Source organism: Sphingopyxis sp. MG (assembly GCF_002953155.1).
GTDB lineage: Bacteria > Pseudomonadota > Alphaproteobacteria > Sphingomonadales > Sphingomonadaceae > Sphingopyxis > Sphingopyxis granuli.
In genome coordinates, this window is record NZ_CP026381.1 from 3,473,178 (window position 1) to 3,491,270 (window position 18,093).

An 18,093-nucleotide genomic window follows, 5' to 3' on the forward strand; every position below is an offset into this window, starting at 1 on the left:
CAGGAGAGTTTTTCACGTGAACCGGACCACCGTCATCCTCGCCGCCTCGCTCCTCGCGACGACGCTTTCGGCCTGCGGGTCGAACAGCCTGTTCAGCCGCGACCGGCCCGACGAATTCGCGGTGTCGCGCCAGGCGCCGCTCGTCGTGCCGCCCGATTTCGCGCTGACCCCGCCCGCCCCCGGCGCCGCGCGCCCCGGCAACGAAACCACCGCGGAGCAGACGCTGCGCGCGCTGTTCGGCGGCGATTCGCCGCGCAGCGCGACCGAATCGGCGATCATCGGCAGCGCCGACGGCCCGCGCGCCGACGCCGGCATCCGCAGCCAGATCGGCAGCCCCGACACGCAGGTGGTCGACAAGGGCCTCGTCACCCGCGACATCATCGCCGCCCCCGAAGGCGACGGCCGCGACGCCAGCGCCGCGATCCCAGGGGCGTAGCCGCGGTTTTCACACCGTCGGATTGCAGAATTGGCAACTTTGCTATACATGTATAGCAAAGGAGCTTTGCCATGCTGGCCATCCGCCTCGACAAGGAATTGGAAGAACGGCTCGCCGCCGCCGCCAGGCGGTCGGGCCGGACCAAGACCGCCCTCGCGCGCAAGGCGATCGAGGAATATATCGAGGACCTCGAAGATATCGCGCTTCTCGAAGAAGCGTTGAATCAGCCCGACGCAGGCAAGACCGTTTCGATCGAACAGATGCGACGCGAGCTTGGCCTGGACGCTTGAGTTCGACGCGGCGGCCCGGCGGCAACTCCGCAAGCTGCCGCGCAGCGCCGGCGAGCGCATCCTTGCCGGGCTGGAGCAGGTCGCCGCACTCGAAAACCCGCGCCAGCGCGGCAAGGCGCTAGTCGGCGAACGCACCGGCTATTGGCGCTATCGCATCGGCGATTATCGCGTGATCGCAAAGATAGAGGACGGCCGAATGGTGATCCTCGTCGTCGCGATCGGCCACCGGCGCGAGATTTATCGACGCGCTTGAGATGGAAAGCGGGCCGGACTAAGCCCGCGCGCCCGCTTCCTCCACGCCCGCGCTGTTGTGGCGCAGCGCCTTCAGCACCGTATCGATGATCTGCGGCGCGTTGAGCCCCGCCGCGTCATATTGCGCGTGCGGCGCGTCCTGATCCTGAAAGCTGTCGGGCAGCCGCATCGTGCGCAGCTTCAGCCCCGCGTCGATCAGCCCGGCGTCGCTCGCCAGCGTCAGCACGTGCGCGCCCAGCCCGCCGATGCTGCCTTCCTCGATCGTCACGCACACCTCGTGGCTCGCCAGCGTGCGGCGGATCAGCTCCTCGTCGAGCGGCTTGGCGAAGCGCAGGTCGATCACGCTGGTCGACAGCCCGCGCGCCTCCAGCGTGTCGGCGGCCTTCAGCGCCTCGGCAAGCCTAGTGCCGAGCGACAGGATCGCGACCGTCTTGCCGCTGCGCACGACGCGCCCCTTGCCGATCGCCAGTCTCTCCGGCACCGCGGGCAGCGGCACGCCGACGCCGTTGCCGCGCGGATAGCGGAAAGCGATCGGGCCGTCGTCATATTCGGCCGCCGTATAGGTCATGTGGACGAGTTCGGCCTCGTCGGCCGCCGCCATCACCACCATGTTGGGCAGCGTCGCCAGATAAGTGACGTCGAAGCTGCCCGCGTGCGTCGATCCGTCGGCGCCGACCAGCCCGGCGCGGTCGATCGCGAAGCGCACCGGCAGGTTCTGGATCGCGACGTCGTGCACGACCTGGTCATAGGCGCGCTGGAGGAAGGTCGAATAGATCGCCGCGAACGGCCGCATTCCCTGCGCCGCGAGGCCCGCCGCAAAGGTCACCGCATGCTGTTCGGCGATCCCGACATCGAAGGCGCGGTCCGGGTGCGCGCGCGCGAACTTGTCGACCCCGGTGCCCGACGGCATCGCGGCGGTGATCGCGACGATGCGCGGGTCGCTGTCGGCCAGCTTCGCCAGCGTCTCGCCGAACACATTCTGATAGGCGGGCGGCCCCGGCGGCGCCTTCGCCTGCTCGCCGGTGATAACGTCGAATTTCTGCACGCCGTGATATTTGTCGGCCGCCGCCTCGGCGGGGGCATAGCCCTTGCCCTTCTGCGTCACCGCGTGGATCAGCACCGGGCCATGGTCGCTGTCGCGGACATTCTCCAGCACCGGGATCAGATGCTCCAGATTATGCCCGTCGATCGGCCCGACATAGTAGAAGCCCAGTTCCTCGAATAGCGTCCCGCCCATCGCCAGCCCGCGCGCGAACTCGTCGGTCTTGCGCGCCGCCTTGTGCAGCGGCTGCGGCAGCCGGCGCGCGAAGCGCCGCGCGACCTCGCGCAGTTCCAGGAACGGCCGCGACGACACCAGCCGCGCCAGATAGGCCGACAGCCCGCCGACCGGCGGCGCGATCGACATGTCGTTGTCGTTGAGGATGACGATCAGCCGGTTGCCCGCCTGCTTGGCATTGTTCATCGCCTCATAGGCCATGCCCGCCGACATCGACCCGTCGCCGATCACCGCGATCGCGCGGCCGGGCTCGTCCTTCAGCTTGTTCGCGATCGCGAAGCCCAGCGCGGCGCTGATCGAGGTCGAGCTGTGCGCGGCGCCGAACGGGTCATATTCGCTCTCGCTGCGCTTGGTGAAGCCCGAAAGCCCGCCGCCCTGGCGCAGTGTGCGGATGCGATCGCGGCGACCGGTGACGATCTTGTGCGGATAGCATTGGTGCCCGACGTCCCACACGATCTTGTCGCGCGGCGTGTCGAACACATAGTGGAGCGCGATGGTCAGTTCGACGACGCCCAGCCCCGAGCCGAGATGCCCGCCGGTCGCGCCGACGGCGCTGATCGTCTCGGCGCGCAGTTCGTCGGCGAACTGGCGGAGTTGTTCGGGCTTCAGCTTGCGGAGGTCGGCGGGGACATCCACCGTGTCGAGCAGCGGCGTATGCGGACGGTCGGTCATTTGCCGCCTCATACCGCCAAGCACCGAAACTGTCGAACGAAAAGCCGGTCCCGCTCTCCCCCTAAAGAGGCGGAGCCTTTTCGTCGGTCTCCACGTCCGTGCCGCGCTTGACCGCGTCGATCTGCGCATAGAGGCCGCGCACCATCAGGTCGGTGAACACCAGCATCACACCGATCATTCCGGCGAACAGCGCGACCGCGACGGCGGGAAACGGCCCGACCGCCTCCAGCCCCGCGCGTCGCATCGCCAGCGCGAGCAGCGCCGCCGCCGCCATCAGCGCATAGCCGGCAAGGCGCGGCGCCCGGCTCATGCCGCACCGGCGCCGCGGACGCGACATGGAAAAGCGAAGGCGCGACGATCGGACATGCCGCCATGGTGGAACGAAAAGCCCGCCATCGCAAGGCGAAGCCTTGGCAGCCGGCGGGGCGGCTTGCACCTGCTCTGGACTGACGCGCGGCTTCGCCTCTCGCAATGACGTCCGATGCACGCGGATGCGGAGATCGGCGGCCCGATTCCAGTCACCGCTACCCCATTGCATTGCGGCGTCAATGACTTACACATTGCGCCGAGAGGGGCACCACGACAGGAAGATAAACCGTCCATGGTCGCGCCCGCCCTTCGCTTGTTTTGCCTGCCGTTCCTCGCCCTCCTCGCCGCCGCGATCGGGACGACGTCGCCCGCCGCCGCGGACGAAGCCGCGCTGCCCTACGACCTGCCGCCCGCGGACCGCAGCTTGAGCACTGGGCGCGATCCCGCCCCCGCCCACTATGCGCAGGATCGCGGCGACATCGACGACTCGATCCTGCTACCCGCAGCGCGCGACCGCGACGAGGACGGCGACCGCCGATGGGCGCGCGACCATTTCGCTGTCGCCGCCGGAGTGATCAGCGTGCCGAGCTACAACGGCTCCGACGAGCGCACCGTCCTGCCCGCCTTCTATCTGCGCGGGCGCGTCAGCGGCTTCGCCTTTTCGACCCGCGGCACCAATTTCCAGGTCGACCTGATCCGGCAGAAGCGCGGCCAGCGCACCGATTTCAAGTTCGGCCCGATCATCGGCCTGCGCAGCGACCGCACCGGCCGCATCAAGGATGCGCAGGTCGAGGCGCTCGGCGAACGCAAGCTGGCGGTCGAGGCGGGATTGGCGATGGGCGTCACCCGCCAGGGCATCTTCACCAGCCGCTACGACCAGCTCGGCGTCCGCGTCGTCGGGCTCGCCGATGTTTCGGGGCGGCACGGAAGCTGGTTCGTCTCGCCGACGATCGACTATGGCACTCCGCTGTCGAAGCGCGCCTATGTCGGCGTCTCGGCGTCGCTGAACATCTATGGCAAGGGCTTCGGCCGTTATTATTACGACGTCGATCCGCTCGGCAGCGCCGCGAGCGGCCTGCCCGTCTACGACCGCGCCGGGCGCAAGGCGACCGCGGGCAAATATACGATCGGCCTCGCCGGCGCCTGGGCGCTGTCGGGCGATCTGCGGAAGGGATTCGTGCTGCTCGGCGGCGCACAATACGGCCGCATGACCGGCCGTTTCGCCGCTTCGCCGATCGTCCGCGACGCCGGCAGCGCCGACCAGTGGGTCGGCGGCGTCGGCATCGCCTATCAATTCTAGGACGGATCGACATTCAGAAGATGGCGAGCCGGAGTCGAAGACGACCACAGGTCAAAATGGTGGATTTTCGGGACCCGGAGCGCAGCGTGCTGACGGCACGTGAGCAGCGGAAGCGCGAAAAGCCGCCATTTGCAGGCCGCCAGAGCTGAATGTCGATCCGTCCTAGGGAAAGACCCGACCCGAACCCGTTCGTGTCGAGCGAAGTCGAGACACCCATCAGTGTGGCGCCAGGCTGTGATGACTCTATTTCCGTCACCCTGAACTTGTTTGGCGTTTATACCCTTGAGACAGGAACGCTGGTGATCCCCGGCGAAAGCCGGGGTCCATGCGATGCAGCGCTGTGTCATCTGGACCCCGGCTTTCGCCGGGGAACGCTCACCCGTCGAAAGGGGATAATTGCCAACTTGTTTCAGAGCCTGCCCCGGACCCGATCCGGGGGTCCATGGTCTGCCCTCCAATAAAAAGGCGACGCAAAAAGGAAGGCCTGGCCATGGATGCTGAAACGAGTTCAGCATGACGAAGGAACGGGTCAGCCTACGGAAGGCTGAACCTCACCCCGGCTTTGACCTCGATCAATGCACAGACGTGACTCGCGCGACAGATTAGGGCATAAACCCTAGCCAGATAATATGGGAGCGGAACAGACCATGACGACAGCGATCGGGGCGGCGTCGGCCGCCGCCACCTCCACCCCCGGCACGGCCGCCGAACCGACTCACGTCGACGTGCTGATCGTCGGCGCGGGCATTTCGGGCATCGGATCGGCCTGGCACCTGCAACAGCAATGCCCGGGCAAAAGCTATGCGATCCTCGAGATGAAGGACAGTTTCGGCGGCACGTGGGAGACGCATAAATATCCCGGCGTGCGGTCCGATTCGGACCTCTACACCTTCGGTTATCGCTTCAAGCCGTGGGTCGGCGCGCCGATCGCCAGCGGTGCCGAGATCCTCAAATATCTGGGCGAGGTGATCGAGGAAAACGGCATCGGCGATCATATCCGCTACGGCCACCGCATCACCGCCTGCCGCTGGTCGAGCGACGAGAATCGCTGGACGGTCGAGGCGGTGCGCAAGGCGGACGGCGTCGCCGTCACATTCACCGCCGATTTCCTGTGGATGTGCCAGGGATATTACGACCATGAAAAGCCCTATGTTCCCGACTGGCCGGGCCTGTCGGACTATAAGGGCCAGTTCGTCCACGCCCAGCTGTGGGACCCGGACACCGATTATGCGGGCAAGCGCATCCTCGTCATCGGGTCGGGCGCGACCGCCGCGACCGTCGTTCCCGCCTTCGCCGAAAAGGCCGCGCATGTGACGATGCTCCAGCGCTCGCCGACCTATTTCTTCTGTTCCGAGAACAAGAACGAGCTCGCCGACCGGCTGCGCGAGGTCGGGATCGACGAACCGACGATCCACCGCGTCGTGCGCGCGCAGATCATGTACGATCAGGACCAGCTCACCCGCCGCGCCCAGACCGAACCCGATGCCGTGTTCGAGGATCTGAAAGAGCTGATCCGCCTTTTTTCGGGCAACCCGGACTTCCAGTTCGAACCGCACTTCACCCCGCGCTACCGCGTGTGGCAGCAGCGGCTGGCCTTCTGCCCCGAAGGTGACATCTTCCGCGCGGCGACCGAGGGCAAGCTGACCGTCGTCACCGACACCATCGACCGCTTCACCGAAACGGGCGTCCGCACGTCGGACGGAACCGAGATCGAGGCCGACATCATCGTCGCCGCGACCGGCTTCAACCTGTCGGTGATGGGCGGCATTCCCTTCAGCGTCGACGGGCGGACGGTCGATTGGGGGGAGACCGTCACCTATCGCGGCATGATGATGACCGGGGTGCCCAATCTGGCGTGGGTGATGGGTTACTTCCGCGCGAGCTGGACGCTGCGCGTCGATATGATGGGCGACTTCGTCTGCAACCTGCTGGGTCACATGGACGACATCGGCGCAAAGAAGGTCGAGGTCGCGCTGCGTCCCGAGGATCAGGGCATGGACATCCTGCCGTGGATCGAGGAGGATAATTTCAACCCCGGCTATCTGATGCGCGGCCTGTCGAAGATGCCGAAGCGCGGCGACAAGTCCGAATGGCGCCACAACCAGGATTATTGGGCCGAAAAGGACGCCTTCCCGCACATCGACCTGACGGACCCCGCCTTCGTCTACGACGGCCAGCGGGCGACGAAGCGCGAGGCGGTGGCGGCGGAGTAACCCGGAACCGCCCGATGGACAGCGCGCGCCCGCGCGGCTAAGGTGATGCCATCCCCGGGGAGCCTGGCGCGCAAACGCAGGTTGAGAGCGGAATAGACCGCGACCCGTCGAACCTGATCCCGGTAACTCGGGCGGAGGGAGGGTTGGCGTTCCGCGCGGAATCCCAGGCCTTGCTCCGTAGCAATGGAGCGACTGCCATGGCCGATATCGATTCCCGCCTCGACAAGACGACCGCCGCCCGCATCGGCGTCACCACCGGCCCGATCCGCGGCAGCCGCAAGGTCCATGTCGCGTGCCCCACCGGCAGCGGCATCCGGGTCGCGATGCGCGAGATCGACCTCGACCCGCACAGCGGCGAGCCCAGCGTCCGCGTCTACGACACCAGCGGCCCCTACACCGACCCGAACGCCCGCATCGACATCGCGCAGGGCCTTCCCGAACTGCGCAGCGCCTGGATCCGCTCGCGCGGCGACGTCGAGGAGGTGGCGCAGCGCGAGGTGCGGCCGGAGGACAACGGCCAGCTCGGCCCCGACCGTTCGGGCGGCGTCCCCGCCTTCCCCAACGTCCGCAAGACCGTGCTGCGCGCCAGGCCGGGCGCGAACGTCAGCCAGATGCACTATGCCCGCCGCGGTATCGTCACGCCCGAGATGGAATATGTCGCGACGCGGGAGAATCTCGGTCGCGAGCGACTCGCCGAATATGTCCGCGACGGGCAGGACTGGGGCGCCAGCATCCCCGATTATGTCACCCCCGAATTCGTCCGCGAAGAGGTCGCGCGCGGCCGCGCGATCATCCCCAGCAACATCAACCACCCCGAAAGCGAGCCGATGGCGATCGGCCGCAACTTCCTGGTCAAGATCAACGCCAATATCGGCAACAGCGCGGTCGCGAGCGACGTCGCGACCGAGGTCGACAAGATGGTCTGGTCGATCCGCTGGGGCGCCGATACCGTCATGGACCTGTCGACGGGGCGCAACATCCACGACACGCGCGAATGGATCATCCGCAACAGCCCGGTGCCGATCGGCACCGTCCCCATCTATCAGGCGCTGGAGAAGGTCGGCGGCATCGCCGAGGAGCTGACGTGGGAGATTTTCCGCGACACGCTGATCGAGCAGGCCGAGCAGGGCGTCGACTATTTCACCATCCACGCCGGCGTCCGCCTGCCCTACGTCCCGCTCGCCGCGAAGCGCGTCACCGGCATTGTCAGCCGCGGCGGCAGCATCATGGCCAAATGGTGCCTCGCGCATCACAAGGAGAGCTTCCTCTACGACCATTTCGACGAGATCACCGAGATCATGAAGGCCTATGACATCGCCTACAGCCTCGGCGACGGCCTGCGCCCCGGCAGCATCGCCGACGCAAACGACGAGGCGCAGTTCGCCGAACTCTACACGCTCGGCGAACTCACCAAGCGCGCGTGGGAGCAGGATGTGCAGGTGATGATCGAGGGGCCGGGCCATGTCCCGATGCACAAGATCAAGGAGAATATGGACAAGCAGCTGGAGGCGTGCGGCGAGGCGCCCTTCTACACGCTTGGGCCGCTGACCACCGACATCGCGCCGGGCTACGACCATATCACCAGCGGCATCGGCGCCGCGATGATCGGCTGGTACGGCACCGCGATGCTCTGTTACGTCACGCCCAAGGAGCATCTCGGCCTGCCCGACCGCGACGATGTGAAGGTCGGCGTCGTCACCTACAAGCTCGCCGCCCACGCCGCCGACCTCGCCAAGGGCCACCCCGCCGCCAAGGTCCGCGACGACGCGCTGTCGAAGGCACGCTTCGAATTCCGCTGGCGCGACCAGTTCAACCTGAGCCTCGACCCCGACACGGCCGAGCAATACCACGACCAGACCCTCCCCGCGGAAGGCGCCAAGTCGGCGCATTTCTGCAGCATGTGCGGCCCCAAATTCTGCTCGATGAAGATCAGCCAGGAAGTGCGCGAGTTCGCGAAGCTGCAAAATCAGGACAGCGCGGGTTTCCTTGCGGCGGAAGAGGCCGAGAAGGGCATGGCGCAGATGAGCGAGGTTTATGAGGAAACGGGAAGGGAGTTGTACATGGGCGCGGGTGGTCGGGAGCATGATTGAACGACGTCAACCCATGGAAGCGATAATTGGTCTGGCAAGGCTAAACCGGCCCAATGCTACCATTATTTGTCGCTATCCGCCTGACCTGCCGGACTGATCGGCAGATCCTGGTGCAAGAAGGAAGCCGATCGACGAAGTGGTACGTGATATCCGCCCCTCCCGGTAGCGGACGTCGATGATCTTCGGCCTGCACCGCATCGCGCTCGACGGATTGTCGAGCCATGCCGGTAATTTCCGGCCACCGAACGTGTCGATTGGGCAAAGCAAGCATACGCGCCCGCCTGCCTATCTCCTGCCCTCGCTGATACAGGATTACTGAACCGTCACTGCCACCCCCGTTTCGGCGACAGTTTACCCCACCGCGCCAACCCGCCCCACCAGCTTTCGCACCATCGTCCGCACTTCTGCTGGGGTATCGCCGCTGACCACCTCGACATAACCGACGCCCGCACGGCGCAGCGCCTCGCGTTTCACCGCATCGCGCGCAGCAGTTGTGCTGCCCTTGTGATGCCCTTCACCTTGCATCTCGACCGCATGAAGCGGACGGAATTCGGCATCGACGATCAACAGGTCGACACGCTTCGAATTGATCGCAAAAAAGGCCGCCTCATGTGGGCTTGCCAATATCTCGCCCAGCGAGACCTGCCCCATCGCGCGCCAGCCGGGGCTTTCCTCGGCCAGCACCTTGTCGAGCACGGTGAGCAAGCGGCGTTCGCCACGATTGAGTAACGGCCGCGCCGTGAAATCGGCTTCCATCACGACGCGCAATTGTTCGGTGGCAACCGCGACCGGGTTCCTTGCCCCCGGCGTCGGGGCGATCGACACCGCATTCGACTTACCGCCCGTCAGATGGCCTCGCTTCCCGCGCTTCTGCCATCGCTCGCGTCGTTCGGCGCGCTTCCAGCCCTCGACAACCCGCTCGGCGCCGACACCGATGGCTGACCCGACGGCCAGCACCATGGCCAGCAATATCGGCTCATCGATCAGGGCTGCGATCTCGGGCGGCATGATCGCCGTATAGCGCGACGATGGTTACCATCGCGTAAGGTCCCAAATCCTATTTTACACATCGCTGACAGAAATCCCTTTCCTACATTACTTCGCTCTGGTTCACCCTGTCGGATGAAGCAGGAAACCGTACCCCCGACGCCTGAGGGCGTCCGGACCCACGCCCTGACCCATGCGAAAAAGCCGCGCGGGCCGATCCGCATCACCAAGGCGCGCCGGCCGCCACCCGACGACAGCCGCAAGATCGGGTCGGCCCCCGCCTTCATCCCCGCCTCGCCGCGCGAACGGCACGACGGCTGGACGCCTGAAAAGCAGGTCGCGTTCATCGAGGCGCTGGCCGAATGCGCCTGCGTGACAGAGGCGTGCGAGCGCGTCGGCCTGTCGCCCTCCACCGCCTATCGCCTGCGCCGCCGCGTCGATGCCTACAGCTTTCGCGCGGCGTGGGACGCGGCGCTCGACTATGCGGTTCGCCGCCTGTCCGACGCTGCTTTTTCGCGCGCTTTGTACGGCGTCACCCGCCCTGTCTTCTTTCAGGGCGAACAGGTGGGCGAGCGGCAATATTATGATGAACGGCTGACGATGTTCCTGCTTCGCTATCGCGACCCCGACACCTATGGCGCATGGCGAGACCGGCGCGAACCGCGCCGCCGCCCCGATGCACGGGCGATCGCCCTCGACAGCTGGACGAACCATGTCGCAGAGGATGCATGGGACACGAGCTTCGGGGCGATCGTCGATCGAGAGCGCGAGGAGGACGGCGTCCGCTGGCTGACCGATGCAGAGGCCGATCTGGTCGACCGCGCCGCCGCCTTGCCGCCGCCCGCGACACAGGAGGAGACCGATGCCCGCCTGCTTGCCTCCATCGCGGTGCTGGGCTGGCTGAAGGGGCTGGGGATCGATCCCGCCGGAGTATCGGAGGCGGAATTCAACCGCCTTGCCGACCACGAACAGGCACGCCGCGCCGCCTCCGGCCCCGATAACCTTCCCTCGGCAGAGAGAGCCGAAAGAGATACCACGTAGCGTGACCTTAGTGACCTTTCGCCGTGACCTTTCGGACCGCCTACCCATCGACCTCCGCGGTCGCGGCGCGCTCGATCGCCGCGCGCCAGTGCGGCCGCACCGCCAGGCCGAACAGCTCGGCGAGCGCGGCCTCGATCGCGTCGGCGGTCAGATAGCGCCGCTCGCTCGCCCCGTCGGCGTGGCGGATCGTCAGCCGGTTGTCGCGCAGCGCATAGCGCGCGCGGGCGGTGGTGCGCGCGGCGATCAGCTGGTGGCGGAAATGCGAATCGGGGTGGGTCGACGTGTACCAGTTGGCGACCTCGTAATCGATCGCGGGCGCGGGCGCGTCGTCGATGTCGTAGAGCGGCGCCCAGTCGTCGCCGATCGCGATCGACACCGCCCAGATGCCGGGCCCCGCATCGCCGCGCGCGACGCGATAGGTCTCGTGCGCGGTCGGCTGCGGCGCCGCGCCGTCCATCGCCAGCGGCGCGGGCGGCACCGCCGACCCGAAACCGACATCGGCCAGCCAGGCGCGACCGTCGACGCGGACGTGCACCACCATATGGCTGCGCGGGGCGGGCGGCGCGGCCGGGTCGCGCAGCCAGCGCACGCGGCCGAGCAGGCCCTCTGCCTCGAAGCCGATCGCGCGCAGCACGCGCAGGAACAGGCCGTTCTGCTCGAAGCAATAGCCGCCGCGCCCGCCTTCGATCAGCTTCGCGGCCACCGCTTCGGCGCCGATGTCGACATGGCCCTCGACCAGCGCGTCGATCGCTTCGAACGGAATCGCCGCGATATGCGCGGCGTGCAGCGCGCGCAGCACCGCCAGCGTCGGCTCGGCCGGCCCGTCGTAGCCGATGCGGGCGAAATAGCGCGGCAACAGGTCGCCGCCCGGCGTCGGGCGCGCGGCGGCGGGGCCGTCGGAGGCTTCGAATGTCGGGCGGTACAGCATGGCAGATCTCCGTCTCGCGAATCGTCTGCCCCCCTGATGCAAGCTCAACCGCGCTTGAGGTCAAGCGATAAGGGCGCGGGGCGAAAAGCGGCCGCCGCCGGAACTTCGGGCCGCCCCCGCGTGTCTATCAGGCAGAAAGTCCGCCGTCCCGCGGCCCACCTGCAAAGGAATGTCCCATGAACAAGCTTCTGCTCGCCCCGCTCGTCGCCGCGACCGCGCTCGTCGGCGGCTGCGCCTCGACCGGCTATGGCTATGACGACGGACCGCGCCGCGGCGGCGGCTGGTATGCCGACGACCATTATCGCGACGGCGATTACCGCGAGCGCCGCCTCGGCAAGGGCGACCGCATCTATCGCGGGCGCGACGGACGCTATTATTGCAAGCGCTCCGACGGCACGACCGGGCTGATCATCGGCGGCATCGCCGGCGGCGCGCTGGGCAACGTCATCGCGCCGGGCGATTCGAAGACGCTCGGCACCGTGCTCGGCGCGATCGGCGGCGCGGTCGCGGGCCGTGCGATCGACAAGAGCGGCGATGACGACGTGCGCTGTCGCTGACGCACCGCCGCCGGTGGAAAAGAGTATCGGCGGCCGCCGGGCCGTGGCATGATCGCCCGCGAAAGGGGACCTGCCATGACGCCATTCCGCCGCCTTCCGCTCTTTCCCGTGCTCGCCGGGGCCGCCTTGCTTGCGCTTGCCGCCTGCGGCTCGGGCGACGATGCCGCTCCGCCGTCCCCCGCCGATGCGCAAGGTGCGGACGCGCAAGCCGCTGCCGACCGACCGGCGGCGCCGTCGGAAGCTGCCGCGTTGCCCGCGCCGACTGACGCGGCGCCCGCCGCGAAAGCCGGCGACGCGAAGGGCCTCGCCGCCTATGTCGGCAATTATCCGTTCGACAAGGTCGACGGTGTCGCATGGAACGATCATCCCGCGGTCAAGGCGGGGCTCGCCGCGACGGTGAAGGACGCGAAGGTGCTGAAGGCCATCCAGACGCTGGAGGGTCCGGCGGCGCCGATCGAGATGCACGACGGCAAGGTCATGGCCTGGGCGTGCCAGCAGCATAATTGCGGACCGCACCAATGGGCGGTGCTGGTCGATCCCGCGACCGGCGCGACCGACGTCTGCTATTATGACGAAGCCGCGTCGGCGAGCGATGCGCGCTGGTTCCTCGCCGGCGGCAAGGAGGAAAGGCGCAAGGGCAACTGCCAGTTCGGCGCCGGCTGAACCGCGGCGCTCACCCGCCTTCGAGGCTGTGCTCGAGCGTGATCTCGCAGTTCAGCAGCTTCGAGATCGGGCAATTGGCCTTGGCATCGGCCGCGATCGCGGCAAAGGCGTCGGCGTCGATCCCGGGCACCTTCGCGGTCAGGGTCAGCGCCGATTTCGTCACCGCGAAGCCATCGCCGTCCTTGCCCAGCGTGACGTCGGCGCGCGTGTCGAGCTGACCGTCGCTATGGCCGGCGCGCGCCAGCGCAAAGGACAGCGCCATGGTGAAGCAGGCGGCATGCGCCGCGGCGATCAGTTCCTCGGGGTTGGTGCCCGGCCCGTCCTCGAAGCGCGAGACGAACCCGTAGGGCGCGCCGTCGAGCGTGCCGCGCTTGGTCCAGATATGGCCCTTGCCGTCCTTGCCCAGCCCTTCGTAGCGGGCGCTTGCGCTGTTCACCGTCATGCTTCTTCTCCTTCATCGACACAGCAGTGCAACGGCGCCGGGGCGGCCGGGGTTCCCGCGCGGCCGGGCGGGCACGGCGATTCGTATCGCATCGGCGCGGTGCCACGCCTTCTCATGGAAGAAGAAGGCGACGGCGTTGATGCACGGCTCGATCAGTGCGATCCCGCCCGCCACCCGGACCGATCCCGTCAGCGCATAGGCAACGCCGAAGCCGATCGCGAGGTGCAGCGACAAATAGGTCAGCGTCTTCATCAGGTCGGTCGGCATCGGCGCGTCTCCAGCGGGGCAAGGGCATGGGATAGACCCGATGCACGGCGCCGCGCCAACGCACGCTTTCGCTCACTCTGATCGATTCGTCCGCGCGGCGCGGCGGTCAGCCGACGGCGACCTCCGCCGTCTCGGGCAGGCGCCAGTCGATGGTACCGCGGCCGTGCTCCGCCAGGAAGGCGTTCGCCTGGCTGAACGGCCGCGATCCGAAAAAGCCGTTCGACGCCGACAGCGGCGACGGGTGCGGCGCGCGCAGGATCAGGTGCGGCGTGCCCGGTCCCAGCCCCGGCACGTTCGCGGCCTTGCGCTGCGCGTGGCTGCCCCACAGGATGAAGACCTTGGGCGCCGGATCGGCGGCGACCGCGGCGACCGCGGCGTCGGTGAAACGCTCCCACCCCTTGCCCTGATGCGAGGCGGCCTGCCCCGCCTCGACGGTCAGGCAATTGTTGAGCAGCAGCACGCCCTGTTCGGCCCAGTGCTTCAGATAGCCGTGGCGCGCCGGCGGGATGCCGAGGTCGCTCTGCATCTCCTTGTAGATGTTGACGAGGCTCGGCGGCACGCGGACCCCCGGCTGGACCGAGAAGCACAGGCCATGCGCCTGCCCGGGGCCGTGATAGGGGTCCTGCCCAAGGATGACGACGCGCACGTCCTGCGGCGGCGTCGCGTAGAGCGCCGCAAACCAGTCGCGCGGCCGCGGATAAATGCGCTTGCCCTTCGCCCGCTGGTCGGCGAGGAACTGCTTGAGCGCGCCCATATAGGGCTGATCGAACTCGCCGCCGATCCGTGCGAGCCAGTCGGGATGAAGCTTGACGTCCGCCATGCGCGCCGTTCGACCAGAGCCGGCGCCGCTTGTCCAGCATGCTTCGCCCGCCGCGGGCATAAAAAGGGCGGCGGGATCGCTCCCGCCGCCCGATGCTTTCGTGTCGGCGCGCGTCAGAAGCGGCCGCTGGCGCGCAGGAACACCCGGCGGCCGAGATAATCATATTGCGAACCGAACACCGGCGCCTGACCGAGGGCCGAAACGCTGGTGTAGATCGTCGACGCCCGCGGCGGGGCGGTGTCGAAGATGTTCGCCACGCCGACCGTGATCTCGAAACGGTCGGTGACATCGCGCGTCACCGACATCGAATGATAGAAGGTCGGCGCCAGCCGCGTGTCGGGGCAGAAGGTGCCGCCGGGGCGGAAGATCGAGGTACGGCATGCGCTGCCCTGCTCGTCGAGCAGGTCCTGCTGGTTCGATGTGCCGCCGATCACGTCGAGACCGTAGAAGAGCGTCCACGGCCCCTTTTCCCACGCGAGGTTGAAATCGCCGACCCATTTCGGATCGCCGGCCTCGCCATTGTCGTCGATCACGAAGCCGTCGAACAGCGCGACCTTGTCCTCGATCTGCCACGTCATCTGGGCGCGGAACGCCAGCGAGCCGAGGTTGCCGAGGTCCTGATCGAGCAGCAGCGTCACGTCGATGCCGCGGTTGCGCTGGCGGTTGATGTTCACATAGGTGTCGCGCACATCGGTGATATTATGCTCCTCGGGACCCGACGGCGCGCGCGTGATCAGGTCGCAGAGCGGATCGTCGAGCCCGAACTCGGAATTGTAGCAGCCGCTGATGATGCTCGCGGCGCCAAGCGTGGTGATCTCGTCCTTCACCTTGATGTCGAAATAATCGACCGCGAGGCTGGTCTTGAGGCCGCTCCACAGCACGCCCGACAGGTCGGGCGTCAGGACGACGCTCGCCGTCTTGGCGGTCGAGGTTTCGGGCTTGAGCTGCCCGATGCCACCGCCCGACACCACGGTCGCCGATCCCGTCGCGCCGGTGAAATTGGCTGGAACACCCGCCGCGATGCAATTGTCGTAGACTCGCTGGCTCATCGTACCCGCGGCAAGCTTGGTCGCGGCGTTGAGGCAGATGTCGATGTCCTGCTGATCGCGGAAGCCCGTCTGGTTCTCGAGGAACAGCTCGAACAGCGCAGGCGCGCGGAACGAGGTGCCCCAGGTGCCGCGGAAGCGCAGCCAGTCGGTGACCTCCCAGTCGAGCCCGGCTTTCCAGGTCGCGTCGCTGAAGCTGTCCTTCACCCCGTCGCGGCGCGTGGCGTCGACGCTGGTATAGCGGCCGGCGCCCGACAGCGTCAGGCGCTGGATCAGCGGCGTGTCGTGGATCAGCGGAATCTGGAGTTCGCCGAAGACTTCCTTGCTGACCGTCTTGCCGGCGGTGATCCCCGACGAGGTGCGCAGCGCGGCATTGCCCGCCAGCGTCACCTCGCCCGGCGTATCGTTGATCTTGTCCTGCCGGATCTGCGCGCCGAACGCCGCGCCGACCTTGCCCGCGGGCAGTTCGAACAGATCGCCCGCCAAGGTGGCTTCGGCCGATGTCTGGGTGAACAGCGTGCGGCCGGTTTCCTTGCCGAACAGGAAGGCGCGTTCCTGCGGCGTGAAATCGCCGTTCAGGACCCTGGGATCGGTGAAGTCGATGTCGATGCACGGCACGCCGCGGATCGCCGTCGTCAGCCCGACGCACGACCGGGTGCGGAAGGTCTGCGAATCGAGCGAATCCTGATAGACGACGTCCTGCGTATATTTGGCGTCCGACCGGCTGTACTGGCCGTAGACGTCCCAGTTCCAGCCCGACAGCAAGCCGCCGAAGTCGCCGCGCAGACCCAGCACGCCGCGATAATAGTCGACGTCGGTGCTGAAGTCCGATTTGGTCAGAACCAGCGGGCGGAGCAGGAAAGCCCCGGTAAATTCGGTGTTGAAAGGATCGCCGAGGTCGCCGGGCGTGCAGTTATACACCGACGGGTCGCAGAACAGCAGGGTGATGGGAACCGGCAGGGCCCCGGTTCGGGTCGAATCGCCCGTGAACTGGAACACACTGACCTGCTGAAAACTGTTGTTGTAGGACTTGCGGTTGTTGAACAGCAGTTCGGTGTAGATTTCGACATTATCGGTCAGTTCGTAGGACGCGTCGAGATAACCGGTGAGACGCGTGACCTTCGAGAACACGTCCGACATCTGCTCGAGCGGCAGATACTGATTCGTCGCGCCGGTCGACGGACCGTCGAAGTTCAGCCCAAAGAAATCGGTCGGGGCGGATATGCCGAACGCCCCGTAATCGTTGAACGAAATGCCGACCTGACCGAATTGCGATCCATATTGCCCGATGAACAATTGCTGGCCGTTGGGGGCCAGCAGCGTCGGCTGGAACCCCACAAGGTCGCCGTCATCGTTGACGATCGGGTCGCCGCTGAAATCATTGTTGGTCAGGATCAGGTTGCCGATGATGCCGTTGCACGCCGGCTTGCCGGTGCGGAAATCGACGATGTCGGCGCGCGTCCCGTCCTCGCGCGTCAGATATTCCTCCTGACAGCCCAGGAACTTGCGGTCGTTCCGGCGCAGATTCTGCTGCTGGTAATAATCGACCGTCGCCAGCACATGCCCGCGGTCGAAGCGCTTGCCCCAGGTGACGTTGAAATCATAGGTCTCGCCGCCGCCGTGCACCGGAACCGAGGTGAAGCCGCCGACCTCGAAGCCGTCGGTGTCGGTCTTGGTCAGGATGTTCACCACGCCCGCGACCGCGTCGGAGCCATAGATGGAGGAGGCGCCGGTCTTCAGCACCTCAACCTGCTTGACGACCGACAGCGGCAGCACGTTGAGGTCGAACGACGACACCGCGCCGCGGACGCCCGCGGGGCCGGCGCGGCGACCGTTGAGCAGCACCAGCGTGCGCTCGGCGCCGAGACCGCGCAGCGAGACGGTCTGCGCATCGGCGCCGCCATTGGTGACGAAACTGTTCGAAATCGCCGACGTGATCTGGATCGAGCCCGCCGCGACCGGCGACGACTGGAGGATATCGGCAAGCTGGTTCTGGCCCTGCTTCTGCCCCAGGTCGGGGTTGATGATCTGGATCGGGTCGGGACTGTTGAACTCGCTCTTGCGGATGCGCGAGCCCGTGACGATGATGGCCCCGTCGTCGCTGCTGACGCTGTCCGGCCTCGCAACGGTCGTGTTGACGCGATCGGCGCAGGCATCACGCTCGGCCTGCGTGTCATAGGCCGCGCAATCCTCGACCTGCTGCGCCTGTGCCGGCGCGGCCGACATGGTGATCGCGATCAGCGATGCCGTTGCGGTCAGGATCGCCGACGTCCTTGTTCCAATTTTCATACTGCATCCCCGGTTGTCTGAATCGCATGCGCGATCCCGTGTTTTGCCCCACGACTTCGGTATAAATGCCTAACGCGGGTTGACTATCCGTTTCGCCGGAAAAAAAGTGGCGGGTGTGGCCGAAATGCGACACCTGCTTTCCTGGCGTCGATCCAGCCGCCTTGCTGTGTCGCGACGGCGCCGCTAACGGTCGCACCATGAGCAGCGCGACCACA

18 protein-coding genes and 1 riboswitch are annotated in these 18,093 nt (G+C 66.9%); of the genes, 10 read left to right on the forward strand and 8 right to left on the reverse strand.

Annotation, left to right across the window (positions count from 1 at the left end):
* Positions 1–16: 16 nt before the first annotated feature.
* The 3 genes from C3E99_RS15995 (at position 17) to C3E99_RS16005 (ending at position 979) form a co-directional block, all read left to right on the forward strand.
* Complete coding sequence (locus tag C3E99_RS15995) at positions 17–436, forward strand: DUF3035 domain-containing protein (RefSeq protein WP_067111427.1); 420 nt, start codon at positions 17–19, stop codon at positions 434–436.
* 71 nt (positions 437–507) lie between these two features.
* A complete protein-coding gene (relB, locus tag C3E99_RS16000; RefSeq protein WP_067111430.1) occupies positions 508–726 on the forward strand; it encodes a type II toxin-antitoxin system RelB family antitoxin in 219 nt (72 codons plus the stop codon).
* On the forward strand, positions 710–979 hold the full coding sequence (locus C3E99_RS16005; RefSeq protein WP_076077237.1) for a type II toxin-antitoxin system RelE family toxin: 270 nt from the start codon (positions 710–712) through the stop codon (positions 977–979). Before relB ends, C3E99_RS16005 begins: the two co-directional genes overlap by 17 nt.
* A gap of 18 nt (positions 980–997) precedes the next feature.
* Here C3E99_RS16005 and dxs read toward each other — a convergent pair whose 3' ends face one another.
* Both dxs and C3E99_RS19890 read right to left on the reverse strand, forming a co-directional pair.
* Entirely contained in the window at positions 998–2,926 is a 1,929-nt protein-coding gene (gene dxs / locus C3E99_RS16010; RefSeq protein WP_076077239.1) for a 1-deoxy-D-xylulose-5-phosphate synthase, read from the reverse strand.
* A gap of 61 nt (positions 2,927–2,987) precedes the next feature.
* Complete coding sequence (locus tag C3E99_RS19890) at positions 2,988–3,236, reverse strand: hypothetical protein (protein WP_076077242.1); 249 nt, start codon at positions 3,234–3,236, stop codon at positions 2,988–2,990.
* A gap of 291 nt (positions 3,237–3,527) precedes the next feature.
* Between C3E99_RS19890 and C3E99_RS16020 the strand changes: the two genes are divergently transcribed.
* The 4 genes from C3E99_RS16020 to C3E99_RS19895 all read left to right on the forward strand — a co-directional run bounded on the left by C3E99_RS16020 (position 3,528) and on the right by C3E99_RS19895 (position 9,157).
* Positions 3,528–4,535: a MipA/OmpV family protein gene (locus tag C3E99_RS16020; protein WP_158682340.1), complete on the forward strand. Its 1,008-nt coding sequence runs from the start codon at positions 3,528–3,530 to the stop codon at positions 4,533–4,535.
* 647 nt (positions 4,536–5,182) lie between these two features.
* The gene (locus C3E99_RS16025; protein ID WP_076077247.1) at positions 5,183–6,748 is read left to right on the forward strand and encodes a flavin-containing monooxygenase; all 1,566 of its coding nucleotides are present in this window, start codon (positions 5,183–5,185) and stop codon (positions 6,746–6,748) included.
* 45 nt (positions 6,749–6,793) lie between these two features.
* Positions 6,794–6,905: riboswitch (TPP riboswitch) on the forward strand.
* A 40-nt stretch (positions 6,906–6,945) separates the two neighbouring features.
* Positions 6,946–8,838, forward strand: a complete 1,893-nt coding sequence (gene thiC, locus C3E99_RS16030; protein ID WP_104960118.1) for a phosphomethylpyrimidine synthase ThiC — start codon at positions 6,946–6,948, stop codon at positions 8,836–8,838.
* A gap of 175 nt (positions 8,839–9,013) precedes the next feature.
* A complete protein-coding gene (locus C3E99_RS19895) occupies positions 9,014–9,157 on the forward strand; it encodes a hypothetical protein (protein WP_158682341.1) in 144 nt (47 codons plus the stop codon).
* A 32-nt stretch (positions 9,158–9,189) separates the two neighbouring features.
* Here C3E99_RS19895 and C3E99_RS16035 read toward each other — a convergent pair whose 3' ends face one another.
* Positions 9,190–9,846 (reverse strand): DUF2726 domain-containing protein, encoded by a 657-nt coding sequence (locus tag C3E99_RS16035; RefSeq protein WP_104960119.1) that lies wholly within the window; start codon positions 9,844–9,846, stop codon positions 9,190–9,192.
* Positions 9,847–9,960: 114 nt separating this feature from the next.
* Here C3E99_RS16035 and C3E99_RS16040 point away from each other — a divergent pair, with 114 nt between their 5' ends.
* Positions 9,961–10,866, forward strand: coding sequence for a hypothetical protein (locus C3E99_RS16040; RefSeq protein ID WP_104960120.1), 906 nt, complete (start codon positions 9,961–9,963; stop codon positions 10,864–10,866).
* Between the two features lie 40 nt (positions 10,867–10,906).
* On the opposite strand, the gene C3E99_RS16045 is transcribed toward C3E99_RS16040, so the two are convergent.
* Positions 10,907–11,794: an arylamine N-acetyltransferase family protein gene (locus tag C3E99_RS16045; protein WP_083675174.1), complete on the reverse strand. Its 888-nt coding sequence runs from the start codon at positions 11,792–11,794 to the stop codon at positions 10,907–10,909.
* A 176-nt stretch (positions 11,795–11,970) separates the two neighbouring features.
* Between C3E99_RS16045 and C3E99_RS16050 the strand changes: the two genes are divergently transcribed.
* Together C3E99_RS16050 and C3E99_RS16055 are read left to right on the forward strand one after the other, a co-directional pair.
* Positions 11,971–12,351: a glycine zipper 2TM domain-containing protein gene (locus C3E99_RS16050; protein WP_104960121.1), complete on the forward strand. Its 381-nt coding sequence runs from the start codon at positions 11,971–11,973 to the stop codon at positions 12,349–12,351.
* Between the two features lie 75 nt (positions 12,352–12,426).
* Positions 12,427–13,014 (forward strand): hypothetical protein, encoded by a 588-nt coding sequence (locus tag C3E99_RS16055; protein ID WP_104960122.1) that lies wholly within the window; start codon positions 12,427–12,429, stop codon positions 13,012–13,014.
* 10 nt (positions 13,015–13,024) lie between these two features.
* Here the strand turns inward: C3E99_RS16055 and C3E99_RS16060 are convergent, their stop codons facing one another.
* The 4 genes from C3E99_RS16060 to C3E99_RS16075 all read right to left on the reverse strand — a co-directional run bounded on the left by C3E99_RS16060 (position 13,025) and on the right by C3E99_RS16075 (position 17,878).
* Positions 13,025–13,456 carry an OsmC family protein gene (locus C3E99_RS16060; RefSeq protein WP_076077257.1) on the reverse strand — a complete coding sequence of 144 codons (432 nt, stop codon included), beginning with the start codon at positions 13,454–13,456 and terminating at the stop codon, positions 13,025–13,027.
* A gap of 12 nt (positions 13,457–13,468) precedes the next feature.
* Positions 13,469–13,723 carry a DUF2061 domain-containing protein gene (locus C3E99_RS16065; RefSeq protein ID WP_076077259.1) on the reverse strand — a complete coding sequence of 85 codons (255 nt, stop codon included), beginning with the start codon at positions 13,721–13,723 and terminating at the stop codon, positions 13,469–13,471.
* A gap of 106 nt (positions 13,724–13,829) precedes the next feature.
* Positions 13,830–14,543 (reverse strand): uracil-DNA glycosylase, encoded by a 714-nt coding sequence (gene ung / locus C3E99_RS16070; protein WP_076077261.1) that lies wholly within the window; start codon positions 14,541–14,543, stop codon positions 13,830–13,832.
* A gap of 113 nt (positions 14,544–14,656) precedes the next feature.
* On the reverse strand, positions 14,657–17,878 hold the full coding sequence (locus tag C3E99_RS16075; RefSeq protein WP_104960123.1) for a TonB-dependent receptor domain-containing protein: 3,222 nt from the start codon (positions 17,876–17,878) through the stop codon (positions 14,657–14,659).
* Positions 17,879–18,093: the final 215 nt, after the last annotated feature.

What these genes read in the sequence shown, in the direction of transcription:
- C3E99_RS16060 (WP_076077257.1), bottom strand. Translation starts at nt 13,456, where the DNA reads ATGACGGTGAACAGCGCAAGCGCCCGCTACGAAGGGCTGGGCAAGGAC.
- C3E99_RS16050 (WP_104960121.1), top strand. Translation starts at nt 11,971, where the DNA reads ATGAACAAGCTTCTGCTCGCCCCGCTCGTCGCCGCGACCGCGCTCGTC.
- thiC (WP_104960118.1), top strand. Translation starts at nt 6,946, where the DNA reads ATGGCCGATATCGATTCCCGCCTCGACAAGACGACCGCCGCCCGCATC.
- C3E99_RS19895 (WP_158682341.1), top strand. Translation starts at nt 9,014, where the DNA reads ATGATCTTCGGCCTGCACCGCATCGCGCTCGACGGATTGTCGAGCCAT.
- C3E99_RS16035 (WP_104960119.1), bottom strand. Translation starts at nt 9,846, where the DNA reads ATGCCGCCCGAGATCGCAGCCCTGATCGATGAGCCGATATTGCTGGCC.
- relB (WP_067111430.1), top strand. Translation starts at nt 508, where the DNA reads ATGCTGGCCATCCGCCTCGACAAGGAATTGGAAGAACGGCTCGCCGCC.
- C3E99_RS16040 (WP_104960120.1), top strand. Translation starts at nt 9,961, where the DNA reads ATGAAGCAGGAAACCGTACCCCCGACGCCTGAGGGCGTCCGGACCCAC.
- C3E99_RS16075 (WP_104960123.1), bottom strand. Translation starts at nt 17,878, where the DNA reads ATGAAAATTGGAACAAGGACGTCGGCGATCCTGACCGCAACGGCATCG.
- C3E99_RS16055 (WP_104960122.1), top strand. Translation starts at nt 12,427, where the DNA reads ATGACGCCATTCCGCCGCCTTCCGCTCTTTCCCGTGCTCGCCGGGGCC.
- dxs (WP_076077239.1), bottom strand. Translation starts at nt 2,926, where the DNA reads ATGACCGACCGTCCGCATACGCCGCTGCTCGACACGGTGGATGTCCCC.
- C3E99_RS16020 (WP_158682340.1), top strand. Translation starts at nt 3,528, where the DNA reads ATGGTCGCGCCCGCCCTTCGCTTGTTTTGCCTGCCGTTCCTCGCCCTC.
- ung (WP_076077261.1), bottom strand. Translation starts at nt 14,543, where the DNA reads ATGGCGGACGTCAAGCTTCATCCCGACTGGCTCGCACGGATCGGCGGC.
- C3E99_RS16065 (WP_076077259.1), bottom strand. Translation starts at nt 13,723, where the DNA reads ATGCCGACCGACCTGATGAAGACGCTGACCTATTTGTCGCTGCACCTC.
- C3E99_RS19890 (WP_076077242.1), bottom strand. Translation starts at nt 3,236, where the DNA reads ATGAGCCGGGCGCCGCGCCTTGCCGGCTATGCGCTGATGGCGGCGGCG.
- C3E99_RS16045 (WP_083675174.1), bottom strand. Translation starts at nt 11,794, where the DNA reads ATGCTGTACCGCCCGACATTCGAAGCCTCCGACGGCCCCGCCGCCGCG.
- C3E99_RS16025 (WP_076077247.1), top strand. Translation starts at nt 5,183, where the DNA reads ATGACGACAGCGATCGGGGCGGCGTCGGCCGCCGCCACCTCCACCCCC.